Source organism: Flavobacterium macrobrachii, from assembly GCF_014486675.1.
Taxonomy (GTDB): Bacteria; Bacteroidota; Bacteroidia; order Flavobacteriales; family Flavobacteriaceae; genus Flavobacterium; species Flavobacterium macrobrachii.
In genome coordinates this window covers 1-20,555 of the sequence record NZ_JACTAC010000066.1, presented here as the reverse complement: position 1 = coordinate 20,555, position 20,555 = coordinate 1, and the positions used below count along the sequence as shown (strand labels likewise).

General features: G+C 31.5%; 22 protein-coding genes. 16 read left to right on the top strand and 6 right to left on the bottom strand.

What is annotated here, in order from left to right:
* A partial coding sequence (locus IAI56_RS12870; RefSeq protein ID WP_187658256.1) for a T9SS type A sorting domain-containing protein occupies window positions 1-1,099 on the top strand: 1,099 nt, incomplete at its 5' end.
* 45 nt (window positions 1,100-1,144) lie between these two features.
* Here IAI56_RS12870 and IAI56_RS12865 read toward each other — a convergent pair.
* On the bottom strand, window positions 1,145-1,456 hold the full coding sequence (locus tag IAI56_RS12865; protein WP_187658255.1) for a hypothetical protein: 312 nt from the start codon (window positions 1,454-1,456) through the stop codon (window positions 1,145-1,147).
* A gap of 183 nt (window positions 1,457-1,639) precedes the next feature.
* Complete coding sequence (hisS, locus tag IAI56_RS12860) at window positions 1,640-3,001, bottom strand: histidine--tRNA ligase (protein ID WP_187658254.1); 1,362 nt, start codon at window positions 2,999-3,001, stop codon at window positions 1,640-1,642.
* A 226-nt stretch (window positions 3,002-3,227) separates the two neighbouring features.
* Here hisS and IAI56_RS12855 point away from each other — a divergent pair, with 226 nt between their 5' ends.
* On the top strand, window positions 3,228-4,472 hold the full coding sequence (locus tag IAI56_RS12855; protein WP_187658253.1) for an ABC transporter permease: 1,245 nt from the start codon (window positions 3,228-3,230) through the stop codon (window positions 4,470-4,472).
* Here the strand turns inward: IAI56_RS12855 and prmC are convergent.
* Together prmC and IAI56_RS12845 are read right to left on the bottom strand one after the other, a co-directional pair.
* The gene (gene prmC / locus IAI56_RS12850) at window positions 4,463-5,347 is read right to left on the bottom strand and encodes a peptide chain release factor N(5)-glutamine methyltransferase (RefSeq protein WP_187658252.1); all 885 of its coding nucleotides are present in this window, start codon (window positions 5,345-5,347) and stop codon (window positions 4,463-4,465) included. The genes IAI56_RS12855 and prmC overlap by 10 nt on opposite strands.
* Complete coding sequence (locus IAI56_RS12845) at window positions 5,344-5,904, bottom strand: hypothetical protein (RefSeq protein WP_187658251.1); 561 nt, start codon at window positions 5,902-5,904, stop codon at window positions 5,344-5,346. The genes prmC and IAI56_RS12845 overlap by 4 nt, the downstream gene beginning before the upstream one ends.
* 192 nt (window positions 5,905-6,096) lie before the next feature.
* Here IAI56_RS12845 and IAI56_RS12840 point away from each other — a divergent pair, with 192 nt between their 5' ends.
* The 6 genes from IAI56_RS12840 (at window position 6,097) to IAI56_RS12815 (ending at window position 10,242) form a co-directional block, all read left to right on the top strand.
* Window positions 6,097-6,270 carry a hypothetical protein gene (locus tag IAI56_RS12840; RefSeq protein WP_187658250.1) on the top strand — a complete coding sequence of 58 codons (174 nt, stop codon included), beginning with the start codon at window positions 6,097-6,099 and terminating at the stop codon, window positions 6,268-6,270.
* 62 nt (window positions 6,271-6,332) lie between these two features.
* Window positions 6,333-7,472: a DUF4221 family protein gene (locus tag IAI56_RS12835; RefSeq protein WP_187658249.1), complete on the top strand. Its 1,140-nt coding sequence runs from the start codon at window positions 6,333-6,335 to the stop codon at window positions 7,470-7,472.
* A gap of 7 nt (window positions 7,473-7,479) precedes the next feature.
* On the top strand, window positions 7,480-7,920 hold the full coding sequence (locus IAI56_RS12830) for a hypothetical protein (protein ID WP_187658248.1): 441 nt from the start codon (window positions 7,480-7,482) through the stop codon (window positions 7,918-7,920).
* A 28-nt stretch (window positions 7,921-7,948) separates the two neighbouring features.
* Complete coding sequence (ribD, locus tag IAI56_RS12825) at window positions 7,949-8,995, top strand: bifunctional diaminohydroxyphosphoribosylaminopyrimidine deaminase/5-amino-6-(5-phosphoribosylamino)uracil reductase RibD (protein WP_187658247.1); 1,047 nt, start codon at window positions 7,949-7,951, stop codon at window positions 8,993-8,995.
* Window positions 8,988-9,596 carry an HAD family hydrolase gene (locus tag IAI56_RS12820; protein ID WP_187658246.1) on the top strand — a complete coding sequence of 203 codons (609 nt, stop codon included), beginning with the start codon at window positions 8,988-8,990 and terminating at the stop codon, window positions 9,594-9,596. Before ribD ends, IAI56_RS12820 begins: the two co-directional genes overlap by 8 nt.
* Before the next feature lie 31 nt (window positions 9,597-9,627).
* Window positions 9,628-10,242, top strand: a complete 615-nt coding sequence (locus IAI56_RS12815) for an IMPACT family protein (protein ID WP_187658245.1) — start codon at window positions 9,628-9,630, stop codon at window positions 10,240-10,242.
* Window positions 10,243-10,252: 10 nt separating this feature from the next.
* Here IAI56_RS12815 and IAI56_RS12810 read toward each other — a convergent pair whose 3' ends face one another.
* On the bottom strand, window positions 10,253-10,657 hold the full coding sequence (locus tag IAI56_RS12810; protein ID WP_187658244.1) for an acyl-CoA thioesterase: 405 nt from the start codon (window positions 10,655-10,657) through the stop codon (window positions 10,253-10,255).
* 186 nt (window positions 10,658-10,843) lie between these two features.
* On the opposite strand from IAI56_RS12810, the gene dnaA reads away from it, so the two are divergent.
* From dnaA to IAI56_RS12795, 3 genes are read left to right on the top strand one after another with little or no spacing between them, the layout of a single operon-like run.
* Window positions 10,844-12,271, top strand: a complete 1,428-nt coding sequence (gene dnaA / locus IAI56_RS12805) for a chromosomal replication initiator protein DnaA (protein WP_169522985.1) — start codon at window positions 10,844-10,846, stop codon at window positions 12,269-12,271.
* A 42-nt stretch (window positions 12,272-12,313) separates the two neighbouring features.
* On the top strand, window positions 12,314-12,781 hold the full coding sequence (locus IAI56_RS12800) for a low molecular weight protein-tyrosine-phosphatase (RefSeq protein WP_187658243.1): 468 nt from the start codon (window positions 12,314-12,316) through the stop codon (window positions 12,779-12,781).
* A gap of 3 nt (window positions 12,782-12,784) precedes the next feature.
* Window positions 12,785-13,507, top strand: a complete 723-nt coding sequence (locus tag IAI56_RS12795; RefSeq protein WP_187658242.1) for an SAM-dependent methyltransferase — start codon at window positions 12,785-12,787, stop codon at window positions 13,505-13,507.
* Between the two features lie 18 nt (window positions 13,508-13,525).
* Here IAI56_RS12795 and IAI56_RS12790 read toward each other — a convergent pair whose 3' ends face one another.
* Entirely contained in the window at window positions 13,526-15,112 is a 1,587-nt protein-coding gene (locus tag IAI56_RS12790) for a response regulator transcription factor (RefSeq protein ID WP_187658241.1), read from the bottom strand.
* Window positions 15,113-15,510: 398 nt separating this feature from the next.
* On the opposite strand from IAI56_RS12790, the gene IAI56_RS12785 reads away from it, so the two are divergent.
* From IAI56_RS12785 to IAI56_RS12765, 5 genes are all read left to right on the top strand, one after another.
* Window positions 15,511-15,690 carry a hypothetical protein gene (locus tag IAI56_RS12785; RefSeq protein ID WP_187658240.1) on the top strand — a complete coding sequence of 60 codons (180 nt, stop codon included), beginning with the start codon at window positions 15,511-15,513 and terminating at the stop codon, window positions 15,688-15,690.
* Between the two features lie 202 nt (window positions 15,691-15,892).
* Window positions 15,893-16,102 carry a hypothetical protein gene (locus IAI56_RS12780; protein WP_187658239.1) on the top strand — a complete coding sequence of 70 codons (210 nt, stop codon included), beginning with the start codon at window positions 15,893-15,895 and terminating at the stop codon, window positions 16,100-16,102.
* Window positions 16,103-16,219: 117 nt separating this feature from the next.
* Window positions 16,220-16,945: a GLPGLI family protein gene (locus IAI56_RS12775; protein WP_187658238.1), complete on the top strand. Its 726-nt coding sequence runs from the start codon at window positions 16,220-16,222 to the stop codon at window positions 16,943-16,945.
* A gap of 96 nt (window positions 16,946-17,041) precedes the next feature.
* Window positions 17,042-17,758 (top strand): GLPGLI family protein, encoded by a 717-nt coding sequence (locus IAI56_RS12770; protein ID WP_187658237.1) that lies wholly within the window; start codon window positions 17,042-17,044, stop codon window positions 17,756-17,758.
* 17 nt (window positions 17,759-17,775) lie between these two features.
* Window positions 17,776-20,436, top strand: coding sequence for a TonB-dependent receptor (locus IAI56_RS12765; RefSeq protein WP_187658236.1), 2,661 nt, complete (start codon window positions 17,776-17,778; stop codon window positions 20,434-20,436).
* Window positions 20,437-20,555 lie beyond the last annotated feature (119 nt).

Here is a 20,555-nt window from a genome sequence, read left to right as displayed (position 1 = left end):
ATACCCTTCTGCAATCGATGCAAACCAATTCATTGACGACAATATTGCAGCAATCGATGGAACATTATACTTCTGGGAACACTACAGTACAAACAATTCACACAATACTGTAGCCTACCAAGGTGGATATGCAACCTATACCAAAACTGGCGGAACAGCTCCTGTTGCTCCTGCAATAATCAGCGGATTAGGCTCTAGTAGCAAAACGCCTTCAAGATTTATTCCAGTAGGTCAAGGCTTCTTTGTAAACGGTTCAACAACCGGTGGAACGATCAGATTTGAAAATGCTCAAAGACTTTTCATTAAAGAAGACAATACAGAATCATTTACGCTATTCAGAACAACTGCTGCTACAACTGCTGCTACACCAAGCAACAACAATAGCGAAGACATAATACCTGAAGGTGAAGAATTCATGAAAATTAGATTAGGCTTTAACTCGGCTAATAACTACCACAGACAAATCCTTCTTGGCTTCATGAACGAACATGCTACAGCAAACTATGATCCAGGTTACGATGGTATCAGTATGGACCAATTAAATAACGATATGTATTTCATCAACGGAAACATAAAACTAAACATCCAAGGCGAAGGACATTTCAATGTAAACAACATCTACCCACTTGGAGTTAAAAACGCAGTGGCAGGAAACGTAAAATTCGTTATCGATAACAAAGAAAACTTTAAAAACGACCAAAACGTGTTCATCCATGATAATGTAACAAATACATATCACAACATCAACCAAAACCCGTTTGTAATCAACCTACCAGCCGGAACAGTGGAAAACCGTTTCTCTTTAAGATTTACTGAAAACGGCTCATTAAACACTGACGAAAACAACCTAGAAACAGGATTTGTAGTATTCTTCAACAACCAAGAAAATACTATCAACATCAAAAATCAGTTGTTAGAAACCAATGCACAATCGGTACAACTATTCAACATCCTTGGACAACACATCCAATCATGGGAAGTAGAAGAACTAGACCAAACCAATATTGCATTACCTACAAAATCAGTAAGCACAGGAACATACATTGTTAAAATAACAACAAACAATGGAAGCCTAAGCAAAAAAATAATAATTAAGTAGTTTTTTATAAATTTTGACACCCCCCAAATCTAAAAAAACCGTCTCCTACAGACGGTTTTTTTTTTCAAAAAAAATAAAATCCAAAACATTAGCTAAATAAAACTTCCCATCAGCTAAATGAAGTATCCCATTAGCTAAACAGAGCATCCCATTAGCTAAACAGAACATCCCGTTAGCTAAACAGAGCATCCCATCAGCTAAACAGAGCATCCCGTTAGCTAAACAGAGCATCCCATCAGCTAAACAGAGCATCCCATTAGCTAAATAAAGTATCCCCTTAGCTAAATAGAGCATCCCATCAGCTAAACAGAGCATCCCGTTAGCTAAACAGAGTATCCCATCAGCTAAATAAAGCATCCCGTTAACTAAATAAAGTATCCCCGTGAGGTTTTAGAGTATCCCCATGGGGTTTTAGAGCATCCCCGTGAGGTTTTAGAGTATCCCCGTGGGGTTTTGGAGCATCCCACTAGGGTTTTAGAAATTATATTAATCTACAAAGTAAATCGCAAACAATAAATCAAATAGTAAAGAAGAAAATCACTACTTCAATCTACCAATTAAGTCTTCTACAGAGACCATAAACGCCTCTCCAGTAACTAAATGCTTCACCGAAAACAGTTCACCTTCAATCCCTTTAACTATATAAGGAATAGCACGTCGTTGCGCATGCTTAAACTGCTTGTCTTCCTTCGCTGCATCAGGATACATTTCCGCTTTAACACCATTTTTTCTCAAAACAGTTATGGCTTTCATCGCTTCCAATGCTTGGCTTTCGCCCAAATTAAAAAACAATACCTCTGTCGAAACCGAAACCGTTTCTGGAAACAAATTCAATTCTTCCAAAACCAAATAAATTCGATCCAATCCAAACGAAATCCCCACACCACTCAATTTACTTTTTGGATCAAAGATACCCGTCAAATCATCATATCGTCCACCGCCACCTATAGAACCCATCGCAACACCTTCTGGAGCCGAAACTTCAAAAATAGCTCCGGTGTAGTAATTCAAGCCGCGAGCCAAAGTCACATCCAAGTCTAAATTAGCTTTCTGTAAACCAAGATTCATTACGTTTTCACAAATAAAACGAAGCTCTTCAATTCCTTTCATCCCTTCTTCAGAGGAAGAAAGCATCGCAGAAAGTTTGTCTAACTTCTCCTCTATACTTCCCGAAAAATGAAACAACGGCTGTACTTTTTCCAACGCTGTTTCAGCAATTCCTTTTTCAAGCATTTCTTTTTTCACGCCTTCCTCGCCTATTTTGTCCAATTTATCCAAAGCCACCGTAAAATCAATCAGTTTATCCGAAGCACCAATCACTTCCGCAATTCCCGATAATATTTTTCGATTATTGATTTTAATTGTAACGCCATTCAAACCTAATGTTGCAAAAACTGAATCGTATAATTGAACCAATTCCACTTCTTGCCAAAGCGAAGTAGAACCAACAACATCAGCATCACATTGATAAAACTCTCTAAATCTTCCTTTTTGAGGTCTATCTGCACGCCAAACGGGTTGAATTTGATATCGCTTAAACGGAAACTCAATCTCATTTTGGTGTTGAACAACATATCGCGCAAACGGAACCGTTAAATCATAACGAAGTGCTTTCTCAGAAATCTTAGAAGTTATCTTTTTAGTATTTTTTTCGGCTAATTCTTCCTCTGAAATTTTCTCTAAATAATCTCCACTATTCAATATCTTAAAAATAAGTCGATCACCTTCTTCCCCATATTTTCCCATTAAGGTTTCAGAGTTTTCAAACGTTGGCGTTTCTATCGGTTGATAACCAAATTTCTCAAAATGCGAACGCATAATCGACATGATATAATTACGTTTCGAAACCTCAACCGGTGAAAAATCTCTTGTGCCTTTTGGAATACTTGGTTTTTGTGCCATTTCAATATTAAATTTTAGATTTTAAATATTTGATATCAGATATCTAATATTATTCCGCAAATATCATAATTTCTAAACCATTTTTAAATCTTTTCTTTTAGATTTAATTTCAAAGTATAGATTTTTATTTCTTCAACAAGCCAATCTTCCATCTTCTAACTTCCAACTCCCAACTTTTTTTTAAAACCTTGTAACAAAAGCTGTATTTTAGTGTCAAATTTGCATTATGCTAGGACTATTTAGAGAAAATATAAAAGTAGCTTTGGGTTCCATCCGAACACAATTGCTTCGAACAGTGTTAACTATTGTTATCATTGCTATTGGAATTACGGCTTTGGTTGGTATTTTAACCATCGTTACCGCTATTGATTACAATATGAATTCCAGTTTCGCTTCAATGGGTTCCAATACCTTCAACATCAACCGCTATGAAAACGCAACCCGAAGAAGCGGCGGAAATGAAGTAGAAAAGATTAACCCAATTATTTCTTATCCACAAGCCAAAGCATTCAAAGAAAACTACAAATATCCGTTAACCAATACATCGGTTTCATTTACGGCAACCACAACTGCCGAAGTAAAATACGAAAACAAAAAAACCGATCCCGAAATTTCCGTTCTTGGTGTAGATGAAATCTTTGTTCAAAACTCGGGTTTAGAAATAGAAAACGGCAGAAATTTTACCGTTTTCGATATCAATAATAATGCTTACGCATGCGTTATTGGTTCCGATTTTGCTTCAAAAGGCATATTCAAAGATGTAAATCCAATAGACAAAATCATTTCCATTCGTGGTGCAAAGTTCAGAGTAATTGGTGTTTTAAAAGAAAAAGGTTCCACTTTTGGCAACAGTCAAGATTTGAGAGTTTTAATACCAATTCAAGTGGCGCGTTCTATGTTTTCAATGCCTAATGTAAATTACACTATTAGCACCATGGTCGACAAAAAAGAACTTTTAAATGAAGCTGTTGACAATGCAACCATCACGATGCGAAAAGTGAGAAAACTAAATCCAGTAGAAGAAAACAATTTCGGAATTTCAAAAAGCGAAGATTTAGCCAACCGTATTGCCGAAATGACTGGCGTTTTAAACATGTCAGCTTGGGTTATGGGAATCATTACCATTCTTGGTTCATCGATTGCGTTAATGAATATTATGATTGTATCGGTAACCGAAAGAACGCGTGAAATTGGCGTTAGAAAAGCATTAGGCGCGAAAAAAAGCACCATTGCCACTCAGTTTTTCATAGAAACTTTAACCATTGGACAACTTGGTGGATTGTTTGGAATTATCCTCGGAATTTTGATTGGTTATCTAATTTGTCTTGCCGCTGGTTGGTTATTTGTAATTCCTTGGCAAGCCATTATTGCTGCGGTTGCGACTAGTTTTATTGTTGCCGTAGTTTCGGGTTCTTATCCAGCAATAAAAGCATCAAAATTAGATCCTATTGAAGCGTTGCGTTATGAATAACTAGCCGAAATCATTCTATCATTTCCATAAATATCTTTAATCAACAGAACGTTTTTAAAACCATAACTTTCTATCAAAACAACCGTTTCTTTTCCTAGATATTGATTGATTTCAAAATATAGCTTTCCGTTTTCGGATAGATGATTTTTAGCTAATTCAGTTATCTTTCTGTAAAAAAGAAGCGCATCATTATCTTCTACAAATAATGCCAAATGCGGTTCAAATTCCAAAACATTTGGATTGATTTCTGCTTTTTCCAAATTCCGAACATACGGCGGATTGGAAACGATGATATCGAAAGAAGCTGGAAGTTTGGAGTTGGAAGTTGGAAGATTTTTTAAGTCATTAACTTTTAAAATATCCGTTTGAATAAAATTAACTTCTACTCCATTGATTTCAGCATTTTTTTGAGCAACTTCCAAAGCATTTGTAGAAACATCAATGGCAAAAACTTCAACCGAAGGCAAATTCTTTTTCAAAGAAACAGGAATACAACCCGAACCCGTTCCAATATCTAGAATTTTAAGACTTTCTACTTTCGACTTTCTACTTTCGACTAAAATCAATTCCACCAATTCTTCCGTTTCTGGTCGAGGAATTAATACATTTTCATTCACTAAAAATGGTAAACCATAAAACTCTGTGTCGCCTAAAATATATTGTATCGGCTTGAAGATTTTCAATTCCGCTAAAACAGTTTCCCATTGAGTTAACTGCACTTCATCCATCATTAAATCAGGTTGTAATGCTAAGTCAATTCGCTTTTTTTGATGTAATTTTTCTAACGTGAGATAAAAAAAACTCTCGATTTCTTTTTCATCATATAAAGAAGAAAGTGCTTGAAGAAAGGTGTGTTTATAATTTTTAAAAATCATTTCTCATCTTTCCAACTGCTAATCTCGATCCATTTTGTCCAAACACCATTTATTAATTTGTAAAAACAAAAATCACTATAGCCATACTCCTTGTAATAAATAAAATTACCAAAATAAACAATAGCAATTGTTTTGTCACGTATGAAAACTGGTTTAGAAATTATTATCAAAGTTTGTTTTTTATCTTTCTTTTTCATCGCTTCTCTAGAACTATAATTGTCAACAATATCGGCTGAGTCAATCATTTCAGCTTTCCAACTATGATTATTATCATTAATTATTTGATTAATAATATCAATACCTTCTTTTTCAGAAAGTGTTATTTTATCATTAAGATTATCTTTTGAAATAAATGTCTTTGATTTTTTGAAACGTAATTTTTTTAGATGAAAATCAATCAATTGATAATTTGTATTCTCCAACAGACTAACTCCGCTTATTTTTATTACCCTACTTTCTATTATTTGATTAGCCAAAAGATAGTCAAGATTAATATTTTGACAATTCGCGTATGAAGAAAAAAAAGTAAAAAGAAAAAAATTAAAATTTTTAATCATTTGTTTATAATTATTTTTTATTTTAGTAAAAATATATTTTTAACTTAAAAGAAACAAATTATGAAAAAAAATTTTTTAATCTTATTTTTTACTTGCTTCGTAGTATTTGGTCAACAAATACAATTTGATGATTTAAAATTTTATCAAAATAAATATGGAGATGTTTATTCTTTTTACGAAAACAACAGGCAGATGAGATCTACATTTTTGTCTCCTGCTGACGGTCCAGACATTAAAGACAAATGTGGATGTCAACAAGGTCCAAGCCAAACGACAACATTATTGGGCAGCTGTTGTTGGACAACCCCAAGCGCAACTGCTCCAACTTGTCATTCTGCTGCTGGTACAGGAAGATCTTGTATATAATAACTTCTAACCAAAAGCCATTATTATTTAAAAAAAATAATAATGGCTTTTTATTATTTTTTATGAAAAAAAAAATTCAATATCTGTTTATTTTTTTAGTTCTACTTCAATCTTGCAGTAACAAAAAAAAATATGAATACAATCTTATTTCTTCAAAAGTTATACAATTACCAAAAGAAGATTATTTCTTAATCTCTTCTTCTTGTATAGAATACAATGAAAATAAATATGGTGATTTTTTATATTACTTAACTAACAATGTGACAACAAATTCAAACGAAATAATTGTTTTTGATTTAAATAATAGAAAAATACAAAAAAAAATTATTTTCGATGTTAAAAATGGATTTACTTCTACAATTCATGGATTTTCAATCTTAGACAACAAAACATTCATTTGTAGCAACATAAATGAAAATATCTTTTACTTGACGGATTTTAACGGTAAAATAATAAAAAAAATACCTTATGATTATATAGACAAAAAAACAGGACAAGAAATTTTTAAACTATTCTCAAGAAATGAAAAACCAATAAAAAAAATCAATAACAAATTATATTTTTCTCCAACTTTGTACACAAGCTTGACTGAAAAAGAAAAAGAACTAAGCTTGCTTTTTTCATTTGATTTAACAAAAGATAAATTGGTAAACTTAAACCTTATGTTTCCAAAAAATTATGTAAACTCCGATTTCTTTGATCCTAATTATTCATACTGTTTTGCAAATGAAAAAATAGTTTTTTCATTCAATAATTCAAATAAAATAATTGTATATGATACAAAAAATCAAAAATCAAAAGAATTAAATGTACAAAGTGATAATTTAAGATCTTTTCATAAAAAAACTAGTGTTCAAGAAATTAAAATGAAAGATGCTCTTTACAACACAGTAACATATTCTTCCTTTACAGAAATTATTTATGACAAATATAGAAATGTTTATTATCGTTTTTTTTATCCTGGTATTGAAATAGATAAAACAGATGACAACCTTGCTTCTAAAGCAAATCATTTTGAAAAAATGTCAATATTAATTTTAGACGAAAAACTAAACAAAATAGGAGAGACCTTTTTTGACAACAAACTACGTTTTTATTCAAATTTTATAACTAAAGAAGGTCTATTTGTTTGTTCTAATTTACCACAAGAGAAATCAGAAAACATAAAATATACTCTATTGGAGTTAAAAAAAAATCAATAATTTAATAATGAAAATTTACATCTGCATTTTTTTATTTTCACTGTTATCATGTGAAAACAACAATAATAAATATAAAATACAAGAAGAAGCATTAAAAGATTTATTTAAAAAAGAACATTTTTATATAAATAAAAAAGCTATAATAATAATACCCGCAATGGGATGTGGTTCATGTACAAGTAAAATTATTGATTTTTCTAAAAAAGAAATAAATAATGACTCACTTTTATTCATATATTCTGACTTAACAAATAAAACGGACTTAATTTTTAAAAACATAAAAACTAACAAAAAAAACTTTTTCAAAGATAGTTTGTCTTTATTAATTAGTAGAGGATTGTTAGAAAACAAACCTATTGTATATTTCACCAAAAGTGGAAGAATTGATAATGTAATAAAATTTGATGATACTAATGTGACAGAGATAATTGAACAAATTAAAAAATGAGAAAAGTTATTCTTCAAAATCACTTCACTTGTCAAAAACGAAAAATAGATTTTACATAAAACGCTGTATTGAATTAGCAAAAAACGGTTTGGGAACGACATATCCTAATCCGTTGGTTGGTAGCGTAATTGTCCATAACGGAACAATTATCGGCGAAGGTTGGCACCAAAAATCAGGCGAAGCTCATGCCGAAGTTCACGCTATAAATTCGGTAAAAGATAAATCGCTTTTATCAAAATCTACTATTTATGTATCGCTTGAACCGTGCAGTCATTTTGGAAAAACGCCACCGTGTTGTGATTTAATTATCAAACATAAAATTCCAAATGTAGTGATTGGAACCGTTGATCCCAACGAAAAAGTAGCTGGAAATGGTATCAAACGGTTGCTAGAAAATGGCGCAAATGTTACTGTTGGCATTCTTGAAAACGAATGCAACGAGTTGAACAAACGCTTTTTTACGTTTCACAACAAAAAACGTCCTTATATTATATTGAAATGGGCAGAAAGCGCTGATAGTTTTATCGCTCCATTACATCGCGACAAAAAAGAACCAGTTTGGTTGTCTAACGAATTTTCGCGACAATTGGTTCACAAATGGCGAAGCGAAGAACAAGCTATTTTAATTGGTACCAAAACCGTTCTTGATGATAACCCAAAATTGGACGTTCGCGATTGGAACGGAAAAAATCCAATTCGAATTGTTATTGACAGAACTGGAAAAATTGACAGTTCATATTACGTAAAAGATAAAAAAACGAAAACCATTTTCATAACTGAGCAAGAAAATATTCTTTCGGATGAAAATTGTATATATGAAAATGTTATCTTTGAGAATCGCCTCGCCGAAAAAATTTGTGCCATTTTGTATAAAAACAACATACAATCAGTAATAATCGAAGGCGGAACGACAACTTTAGAAACTTTTATCAATGAAAATTTATGGGATGAAGCCCGAGTTTTCAGAAGTAAAATCCAGTTAAAAGAAGGTGTAAAATCGCCTGTTTTAAAAGAAAATTCTGAAGTGACAACAATTCAAAATGACGAACTAACTATTTTTAAACATCATGATTAACGCAATTATTTTTGATTTTGGTGATATTTTTATCAATTTGGAAAAAGAAAAATCAATCGAAGAATTTAAAAAACTAGGATTGAATGGACCAAATGAAGAATTAATAGCAAAAAATGATTTATTTGAAAAAGGACAAATCACCGAATTACAATTTATAGAAAGTTTTCAAAAATTTATTCCAAATGCCAGTTTAGAAGAAATTATCAAAGCTTGGAATTCAATTATCGGTGATTTTCCGCTGTATCGATTAGAATTCTTACAAATGCTTTCTACGCGTTATCGCTTATTTTTATTGACCAATACTGATTCAATCCACATAAATCGATTTGAACACAAAGTTGGCATGTCTTTCTACACTGATTTTTATCGTTGTTTTGAAAAAGTATATTATTCTTATGAAATGGGAATGCGAAAACCACAACCTGAAATTTTCAGTACCATTTTAAACAAACACGATTTATCGCCAAAACGTACGCTTTTTGTGGATGACAAAAAAGAAAACACCGATGCTGCTGAAGCTTTAGGAATACACGTTTGGAATTTGCAAGTTGGTAAGGAAGATGTTGTCAATTTGTTTGATCAAAAACACTTACCTTTTTAAAAATCAATTACAATTGCAATAGCAATTTTCAATGTTTACTTTTTTGACTGACACCTATAATACGATTGCTTTTCCGTCGACCGAAATTCTGTATAAAGAAAAAAACAGCAAATTTTTTGGTTATGCCTTTCCTGTAACCAATGAAGACGAAATCAAAGAACATTTAGACGTTTTAAGAAAGCAACATCACGGCGCAGTCCATTTTTGTTATGCTTTCCAACTCGGAACCGACAAAATTCAATATCGAGCCAATGATGATGGCGAACCAAGCAACTCAGCAGGAATGCCGATTTATGGACAAATTCAGTCATTTGGCATTACCAATGTTTTGGTAGTGGTTGTTCGTTTTTTTGGTGGTGTAAAACTGGGCGTTGGCGGATTAATTTCAGCTTATCGAACAGCAGCACAAATGGCATTGGGAGAGTCTCAAATTATAGAAAAAACGATAGATGTTACTTTTGAAGTCACTTTTGATTATAAAAACATGAATAAAGTAATGCGAGTCATCAAAGAAAAAAATCTCGAAATTGTCTCCCAAGAAATGAATGAAAGTTGTAAAATTGTCATCGCAACCCGAAAAAAAAATGCCGAAATGATATTCGACATTTTTAATAATTTGTTTGAAATCGGGATAAAAAATATATAATTCCTAACGATTATTCCAGTTCGCTAAACAATTCCAAAATATGCTTCGGCGGAGCAATAGGTTTTCCTAATTTTACATCTACAAAAACCAAAATAAAATGAGCCGTTGTTAATAACTCATCATTTTCACCTCGAATCTCACAATCAAATTCCACCTTAACTGAGCTTTGCGACTTGAACTTAGTTATCACTGTAAGTAAGTCGTCATAACGAGCTGGTTTTTTGTAATTTAAATGCATCGAAACTATGGGTAATGCAATTCCGCTTTCTTCAAGCTCTTTATATGAAATCCCTTTGTTTCTAAGCCATTCCACGCGTCCAATCTCAAAATAAGGCACATAACTACCGTGATAAACAACTCCCATTTGGTCTGTTTCAGAATATCTAACTCTTAGTTGAACTTTATGTTCTTTCATACTTTTTTTATATGGTTTAAATTATATTTTTATTTTCTTTACAACAATATTTTTAAAAAATCAATACCAATTAAGTTTTTTTTAAAATATTTTATTCACATATTTGTTACCCCAAAAATAATGAAGATATTCGTCTTCATTTTTGATTAAAAACCTAACAATAATAACATTTTTTTTATTAATCTTATGAGCAAAACTGCGCAATCGGTATGGGAAAACTGTCTAGCATTTATAAAGGACAATATTCAAGAGCAAGCTTTCAAAACTTGGTTTGAACCGATTAAGTCAGTTGAACTTACTGATAACGCTTTGTATATTCAAGTACCTAGTAAATTTTTCTACGAATGGCTTGAAGAACATTATGTGAAACTGTTGAAGGTTGCCTTAACAAAAGAACTTGGTAAAAATGCAAAGTTACTCTATAAAATCAAAATGGAGAACACTTATGGCAATAAACAACCATTCACAGAACAATTACCAAGCGCACACAGAAGTCCAATTAAATCGCAAGAAGTTGACGCACCGTTTAAAAACCTAAACCCTGAACTCAAAAACCCTTTTGTAATTCCGGGAATTAGAAATTTAAAAATAGAATCACAACTTAATCCAAATTATAGTTTTGACAATTTCCTTGAAGGAGATTCTAACCGTTTGGCTCGTTCAGCAGGTATGGCAGTTGCTAATAAACCTGGTGGAACATCATTCAATCCGTTATTGATTTTTGGTGGTGTTGGTCTAGGAAAGACACATCTTGCTCACGCAATTGGTGTTGAAATTAAAGACAAATATCCGGAAAAAACAGTTTTATACATTTCTGCCGAAGTATTTACACAACAATACATCGATTCGGTAAAGAAAAATAACCGTAATGATTTTATTCATTTTTATCAATTAATTGATGTGTTGATTATTGATGATGTTCAATTCCTTTCAGGAAAATCAGGAACGCAAGATGTTTTCTTCCATATTTTCAACTACTTACACCAAAACGGAAAACAAGTAATTCTTACTTCGGATAAAGCACCTGTTGATATGCAAGATATTGAGCAACGCTTATTGTCTCGTTTCAAATGGGGTTTATCTGCCGAATTACATCAACCGGATTACGAAACCAGAATTTCAATTTTGAAAAACATCTTGTATCGTGATGGAGTTGAAATGCCAGATGAAATCATTGAATATGTAGCTAGAAACATCAAGTCTAACGTTCGTGAATTGGAAGGTGCAATTATTTCTTTAATTGCTCAATCTTCTTTCAATAAAAAGGAAGTGACTTTGGATTTAACAAAAAGTATCGTAGAGAAATTTGTTAAAAACGTAAAAAGAGAAATTTCTATCGATTATATCCAAAAAGTAGTTTCGGATTATTTCCAGTTAGATGTTGACACTTTGCAATCTAAAACTAGAAAACGTCACGTAGTACAAGCCAGACAATTAGCTATGTTTTTTGCTAAAAAATTCACCAAAGCTTCGTTGGCAAATATCGGTTCGCAAATTGGCGATCGTGATCACGCTACCGTTTTGCACGCATGTAAAACCGTTGACAATCTAGTTTCTACCGACAAACAATTCAAAAAATTTGTAGAAGATATTCACAAAAAATTATCCTTATAATCCAAGCGAGTTTTAAAAAACTCGCTCTTTTTTTATTCAATTATGTCTGTAAAAATTCTAATGGTATGTCTAGGAAACATTTGCCGTTCGCCACTGGCAGAAGGAATTTTGGCTTCTAAATTACCAAGAGATAAATTCTATATCGATTCTGCCGGAACTGGAAATTACCATATTGGTAAACAACCCGACAAACGTTCCATCGATACCGCTTTGAAAAACGGTTTAAACATTTCAAACCAAAAAGCAAGACAGTTTACTTCAAAAGACTTTGATGCTTTTGACTATATCTTCGTGATGGACAATTCCAATTATGATAACGTTATCGAATTAGCTAAAAATGAGGAACAAAAAGCCAAAGTAGATTTAATCCTAAATCAATTGTTTCCTGGTGAAAATGTTGACGTTCCTGATCCTTATTATGGTTTACAAAACGGATTTGACATGGTATATCAAATGCTGGACGAAACTTGTGATATTTTGGCAAAAAAATTGATTGAAAAACATTCGTAACCAATGAAAACAACCCCATTAAAAGGAAAACTATACTTAATTCCAACAACTTTGGGCGAAAATAATCCCGATGATGTTTTGCCTCAAACGGTAAAAAGAGCAATTGATTTCATCGGTACGTATATTGTTGAAAACGAAAAAACCGCTCGAAAATTCATCAAAGCCATTCATCCCGAAAAAGTGCAAGCCGATTTAAAAATTTCTCTTCTAAACAAAAGAACCGAAGCAACAGAACACAAATCCATGCTTTCGCCTTGTTTAAACGGCGAAAACATTGGTTTAATGAGTGAAGCTGGTTGTCCTGGCGTTGCTGATCCTGGTGCGGTTATCGTGAAATTGGCGCATGAAAATGGCATTCAAGTCGTACCTTTGGTTGGTCCATCTTCTATCCTATTGGCCATGATGGCAAGCGGAATGAATGGACAAAGTTTTGCTTTTAACGGTTATTTGCCTATTGATAAAAGTGAAAAAAAATCAGCATTGAAAAGTTTTGAAAATCTATCTAACTCCAAAAACCAATCCCAGATTTTTATTGAAACACCTTATCGAAATAACAAACTGATGGAAGATTTGTTGCAAACACTACAACCCAACACGCTTTTGTGCATTGCCGCCGATATTACTTTACCAACCGAATACATTAAAACACTTCGCGTAGCCGATTGGAAAAAAACAAAGGTCGATTTACACAACCGACCTACTATTTTTATTATTCATAAAATGTAATTGAATAAAAAACATTTATCAAGCACTTTTTAAATGTTGCTTTTCAGAAAGTTCTTTAATGAATACTGAAGGTTTTATACCTGTATGTTTTTGAAAAGCTCTTGAAAAAGTGTTTTCGCTTTTAAATCCCAAATGCTGTGCGATTCCATCCATGGAATATCTAAAAAAATCGGTACTACTGTTGATTACCATTTCATTAATAACATAATTTATCCTCAAGCTATTGATGTAATCATTAAATTTTTGATTTTTATGTGAATTGATTACTGAGGAAAGATAAGATGTGTTTGTTCCGAAATCATTCGCTAGTTTTTCTAATGTAACATCTGGTTTTAGAAATTTTTGTTGCTGTTCAAAACCAGTTAATTTTTCTAAAATTTTTAACACCGTTTCGTCGTTGATATTATTTGTCTTAGGTATAATTTTCAATTCTTCAGACGATTCTACAATCTGCTTTTGTATGCTTTCAATTTTTCTAATTAATTCTTGCGCTACTTTTTTTGCTTTCTTTTTTTGTTGAAAATAAACAACTAAACTTGCTATTAGGATAAAAAAAGCTACTCCAGAAATTATTCCTGTTTTATATTTTTCAACAAACAATGACCTTTCCAATTCTTTTTTGGCTTGCAACAAATCTTTGGTTTCATATTCTTTATGTATTTTATGAATAAGATGTTTGTGATTTTGACTGTAAATACTATCCGCTTTTACCAATTGTTCTATATAGTAAATCTGCTTATTCTTATCATTTTTTGATTTATAATAAGAAATTAGCAACTCATAACTTTTCCTTACATCGGGATGTGTGTATTTTTTGGTTTCAAATGCTTGGTTTACTTTTTCAAAATAGGATATTGCTTTTTCTTTTTCTTTCATATCCCAATAAGATTGTCCAATATAAAAGTTACCCACTGTTGCCCATGCAAAATCTTCGTTTTCATATAAAAAAGGTATTTTTTGCTCTATTTTACGAATTCCTTCGCTATAATTTTTCAAGAAATAATCATTGATTCCTTGTTTAAAAACAATATAATGACCATCAAGTTTAGAAAAGTTATTTTTTTCAACCGATCGTAATGCAGTTTGTAAAACTTGATTACTTTCCTTAACTCGATTCATTTTAGTGTAAGACCAAGCTAAACCTTCAATAGATTTAACATAACCTCTTTGCATATTATACGTTTCGTCCTGACCATAATACTCAATACATTCTTGAAATAAACTAGCTGCATCCGCATAATAACCCAAATAGTTTTTAACAATACCTATTTGATACTTGATGCGCTTTTTATTATATATATCATCGGTTTGAGAAATATACTCATTCGCTTTCAAGTAATTATTTAATGCTTTTTGAAAATCTTTTATACTATAAAACAATATTCCTTTGGTAAGATAGACATCACCTATTACTGCTTTATCTTTAGTTTTAAAAGCATAAGGCAACGCACTGTCTATAAAAGTTAACTGCTTTTCTTCCTTTTGCTGAAAGACAAAATTCTTATAGTAAGCACTTATTCTTTCGTTATTTTTCTCTCTAAAAGCTCTATGCCTGTATTCTTTAAGATATGCATGCAGTTGAAGCGAATCCTTTTCGGCATCCATAATGCGATAATGTAAATCAACGTATGAATATTTAGATAACGAATCCTTTTTTTGCGCGAATACATTTCCTGAAAATACCATCAGAAAACAAAAAGAAAAAAATAAGAAACGGTTTTTAAGCATAAAAAACATATAAAAAAACTTACGATTTTAAACAAATTTAAGTGTTTATTTCTTATTTCTTCAAAAACACCAATAATTAATTTTAAAACACTTAAAATCAATATTTTAAACACAAAAATTCAACTGCTGATTCATAAAAATTTTATGAATCAGCAGTTACTCTTCTTGAAAAAAACAAAAAACCTTCTTTAGTTTGATGATATAAATGAACAAAGCCGGCAGCGTTCATAATTGTTTAATTGTATAAAAAAATAATTATGAAAAAATATGCTTTGTTGATAGGAATCGTGTGGTGTTTTGTTTCATGTACAGCAGATGAATTAGAAACAAATACACAAAACTCAAATAGTAATAATGCATTCCTAGAACGAGATTTAGAACCTGATCCTAAACCAGATTGGGGTAAAGGAGGATATAATGATGACAATCCACCATCTAATGAAGGTGGTAATTAAAATACAGTTTTAGAAAAAGTGATGCAATACATTGCCTGATGATTTCGTTATCGATAAAAGAAAACGGAAAAATATGACGGAATGGTTATAAAACATAGCACATTGTTAGCTTTACTTAAAATCTGTAAGTCGGGCAAAGCCTAAACACAACGACTATAAATTTTGTGATTGAAAATTTTTTATTAATTTTAAATTAAACAAAATGAAAAAAGTACTTTTTAGTTTAATAATGCTAGTAAGTTTTTCCTTTACAAGCATTGCGAGAGAAAAAACAGGACTTCCATGTTATGATGCATATGTATTAGATATGGAATACTTGACTGATCATGGTTTACCAGAAAACCAAGCTGAATTCTTTGCTAATGCTGCTTGGGAAGAATGTATGTATGATACATATGGCTGGACACCTTAATTAAAATAATAGGAAGTTTAACTCAGTTAAACTTCCTATATCACAATATTTTTACTATTTAAAAATATAAAATGACACCTGACAAGGTAGTGTTCTTTAAACTTTAATAAACAAAAAATGAAAAATAAAGCAATTTTAATTATTATTCTTTTTACAAATTACTTTCTATACTCACAAGAAAGTAATTTTGAAGTGACTTATAGTGTTACAGTTAGTTTTGATAAAGAATTCTTATCTGGAATGAGAAAAGAATTAAGGAATAAATTTATTGAAGCTCAAACAAATTCAGAAACAATTTATCCCAAATTACTTTTTAATGATACTATAAGTTCCTTCTATGTTGATGAGAGTATGAATATTGGTAACAACAATAAAAATTCTTTTATAAAAATGCTAATAGGTTGTAGTAAACCTGTTTTTACTAATTTAAAAGATAAAACAATTTACTTTAACAATCCTGATGATGGCAGATTGTACAAGAATGATGAATTTTTAATTTACAAAAAAATTATAAAAAATTGGACTGTAACAAAAGAAACAAAATTAATTAATGGCTATTTATGCTACAAAGCATACAGAAAAGAAAATGATTTTGATGTAACTGCTTGGTTTTGTCCAAAATTTCCATATTCATATGGTCCTAAGGAAAGTTCTGGATTACCAGGCCTAGTTTTTGAATTAAACGAAAAGAATACAACTTTTGGATTAAAATCCATAAAGAAGATAACAAAAAAAATTAACATTACTACAAAAGGTCTTCGAACTCCTTATGAAGAGTTTTTGATTATACTCAAGGAACGTAGAAAAAAAAGAGATGCCTTTTTACGTGAAAGTGAAAAATAAAAAAATGTAAAAAATCTATTTCACAAAACGATTACAACAAAATTGTAAATGAGCGAATGGAAACATTGCAATCAATGATAAAACAAAAGTAATTAAATGATTAGAATTCTTTTTTTACTAATTAGTTCGCTTTCTTTTTCACAGCATACTATTTCAGGTGTTGTTGAATATACTGTTGAATCGCTTTCTTCTGAAATTACCAAGAATATTGCTAAAACAAGTAAAAACGTATCTGAACAAAAAGCACTTCTTGAAATTTTTTCCAACGAACCAGCTCACTTCATCTTAGAGTTTAATGGCAATGAAGCTATTTATAAAAATGCCAAAAACGAGATGCAATCTGATGCAAACAAAAAGCCAAAACCAAAATTCTTAGAAATTGTTGGTGGAGGCAATGGAATATTTTATTCAAATAGTATAGAAAAATCTACATTAACCCAAAAAGAAAGTTTTGGTGAACTTTTTCTAATTTCTTCTAAATTTCTTGATTGGGAACTAACTAGTGAAACTAAAAAAATTGGTAATTATACTTGCTTCAAAGCTAAATATATTGCTAAAAATGATAATAAAAATTTGATTGATGAAGTTTGGTACACACCTGAAATACCTGTTCAATTTGGTCCAACTAAATATATTGGTTTACCAGGTTTAGTACTTGAAGTTATTGCTGGAAAAGTAAGATTTACAGCAACCAAAATTCAACTAAATAGCCAACAACCAATTGTTATTGAAAAACCCAATAAAGGAACAAAAATAACAGAAGAAGAATACACAAAAAAACTACAACAAATAGGAACTGAATTAGGTTTTTAAAATAACAATAAAAGTTAATGTATCGAATCCTGTATTATTTATTATTCTTAACCTCATTTTCCTTCTCCCAAACCCACACTATAACTGGTGTGGTTTCCGATTCTATCAACAATCCTCTGGAAAGTGCCAATATCATTGCATTGCCCAAAAGCGAAAACGGCACGTTAAAATTTGCCATTGCCGATAATAAAGGTCGATATCGATTGGAGTTGGACAAAGGTGTAAAATATGAAGTCACGGCTTCTTACATCAGTTTTATTGAAGAAGTACTTGTCGTAGAACCCAATTCAACCATTACAACACACAATTTCAAACTGAAATCTACTGGTCAAAAACTAAAAGAAATTGTCATTAAGCACGAATATAAACCTATAATCGTCAAGAAAGATACAATTACCTATGACGTAAAAGCATTTGCTAATGGTAATGAACGAAAGCTAAAAGAACAATTAGAAAAATTACCCGGAGTTGAAGTCGATAAAAAAGGCAATGTTACTGTTCAAGGAAAAAAAGTAACTAAAATGCTTGTTGAAGGCAAATCGTTTTTTGGTGGCGGAAGTAAATTGGCTGTAGAAAATATTCCCGCTGATGCCGTAGATAAAATTGAAGTCATCGACCATTTTAACGAAGTTGGTTTTATGAAGCAAGTTTCAGACAGCGATGAGCTAGCCATGAACATCAAGCTAAAAGAAGATAAAAAGAAATTCATCTTTGGCGATATCGAAGCTGGTGTTGGTAACAACGAGTTTAATTTGCTTCACGCTGGATTGTTTTATTATTCGCCAAAGACTAATGTGAGTTTCATTGGCGATATGAATAACATCGGGCGAAGTACGTTTTCGTTTGAAGATTTAATGCGTTTTCAAGGTGGCGTAAGCAGTTTTCTTTCGGGTAGAAAATCGTTTACCAATTTATATTCTTTCGTTAATGACAATACCGATGTAGTTCAAAACAAATCGCAATTTGGCGCGTTGAATTTTAGTGTTGATGCTTTTAAAAAACTATCTGTTTCAGGTTACGGGATTTTTTCCAATGTTTTTATGCAATCCAAAGCAGAAAGCAATAATGAATACTTGCAAAGCAATTCGGTTACGTTTGAAAATCAACTTCAAAATAATGACAATCGCTCCGTTCTCGGTATTGGAAATATCAAATTAGATTACAATCCTAACAACAAAGAAAAATGGTATTACAATGCACAATATCAATCAAGTGCCAATGATATTAATAATGTAATTAATTCGGTTACGAATCTTAACGAAAACACCTTTAAAACCATCAGCCAAGCCGATAATGTTTCGGTAAAACAATACGTCGAATGGCACAAACAATACAACAATAGCAATCATACCACAACATTTGTAGTCAATCAAGCGTATGAAAATAATACGCCAGAAAACTTATGGTTTACCGATCAACCGTTTTTATCGGGATTAATTCCGTTGCAAACTGATGATAATTATACGATTGAACAAATCAAAAAAGTAAAAAACAACAGCGTTGATGCAATGTTCAAGCATTATTGGATTATCAATAATTTCAATCATTTGTATTCTGTTGCAGGAAATAATTATGGTTACTCAAGTTTTATCACTTCCGAAAAACAGCTTATCACCGGTGGAACAATCAACGATTTTTCTTCGGCAGGTTTTGGGAACGATGTTCGCTACAATTTGAATGATGCTTATCTGGGAATGGAATACAAATTCAAAATTGGAAAATGGACGAATAAACCTGGAATTTATTGGCATTGGTATCAATTAAAAACGAACCAACCAAGTGCTGATTATTCGCTGTCAAAAACACTATTTCAACCGCAATGGAATAGCGATTTTGAATTCAACAAATCAGAAACATTGAACTTCATCTATCGTTTAGCCAATACTTTTCCAGAAGTAAGTCAACTCGCCAATCAATACACCTTGCAAAGTTATAATTCAGTTTTCAGAGGAAATGCTTTGTTGGAAAACGAACGCTATCATTCGGCTAATCTTAGATACTCAAAAATGAATATGTATCGAGGCATTATGATTAATGCTATGGCAAGTTTTAACAAAAAAGTAAAAACCACTCGAAACGAAATCGAACTCGATGGTATTAATCAATTCAACACACCAATTCTTACTGATAATCCCGAAACCAACTGGCGTTTTAATGGTTCAGTAAGTAAAAAAATCTATCGATTTACCTTGAAACTTGATGGAAATTTAAGTTGGTTCAATTACATCCAAACGCTAAATAGTATCACAACTTCCAATGACAGAAATAATCAAAACATTGGCGTTTCTGTGAAAACTTCTTATAAAAAATGGCCCGACATTAATCTTAGATACTCCAAAGGTTTCAGCCAATTTTCAGGAATTACAAAATCAAACTTTCAATCGGATGGTTTCAATGCCGATTTTGAAGTGACTTTCCTAAAAGACTGGATTTACAAATTAAGTTATGAAAACCTTAGAAATACAAATAACAACAATCAAGATAATTTCTTTGAAACAGCTAACACTTCCATTCGACACCAAAAGAAAAATAGTCCGTTTGTTTTTGAATTAACCGTAAACAACATGCTAAACATTAAAGCCAAAAATGATTATTCTTTTTCTGATTTTATGATTAGCGAACGACGAACTTTTGTTTTACCTAGAGTAATTCTGTTTTCGGTGAGTTATAAGTTGTAATTAGTAAGAACGGTTAATTAAAATCAAAACTAAATATGAATATTAAAAAGATAATAACAAGCATAATCATATTCGTAAATTTATCCTACTCTCAAAAAAGTGATAATATATATGTTGAA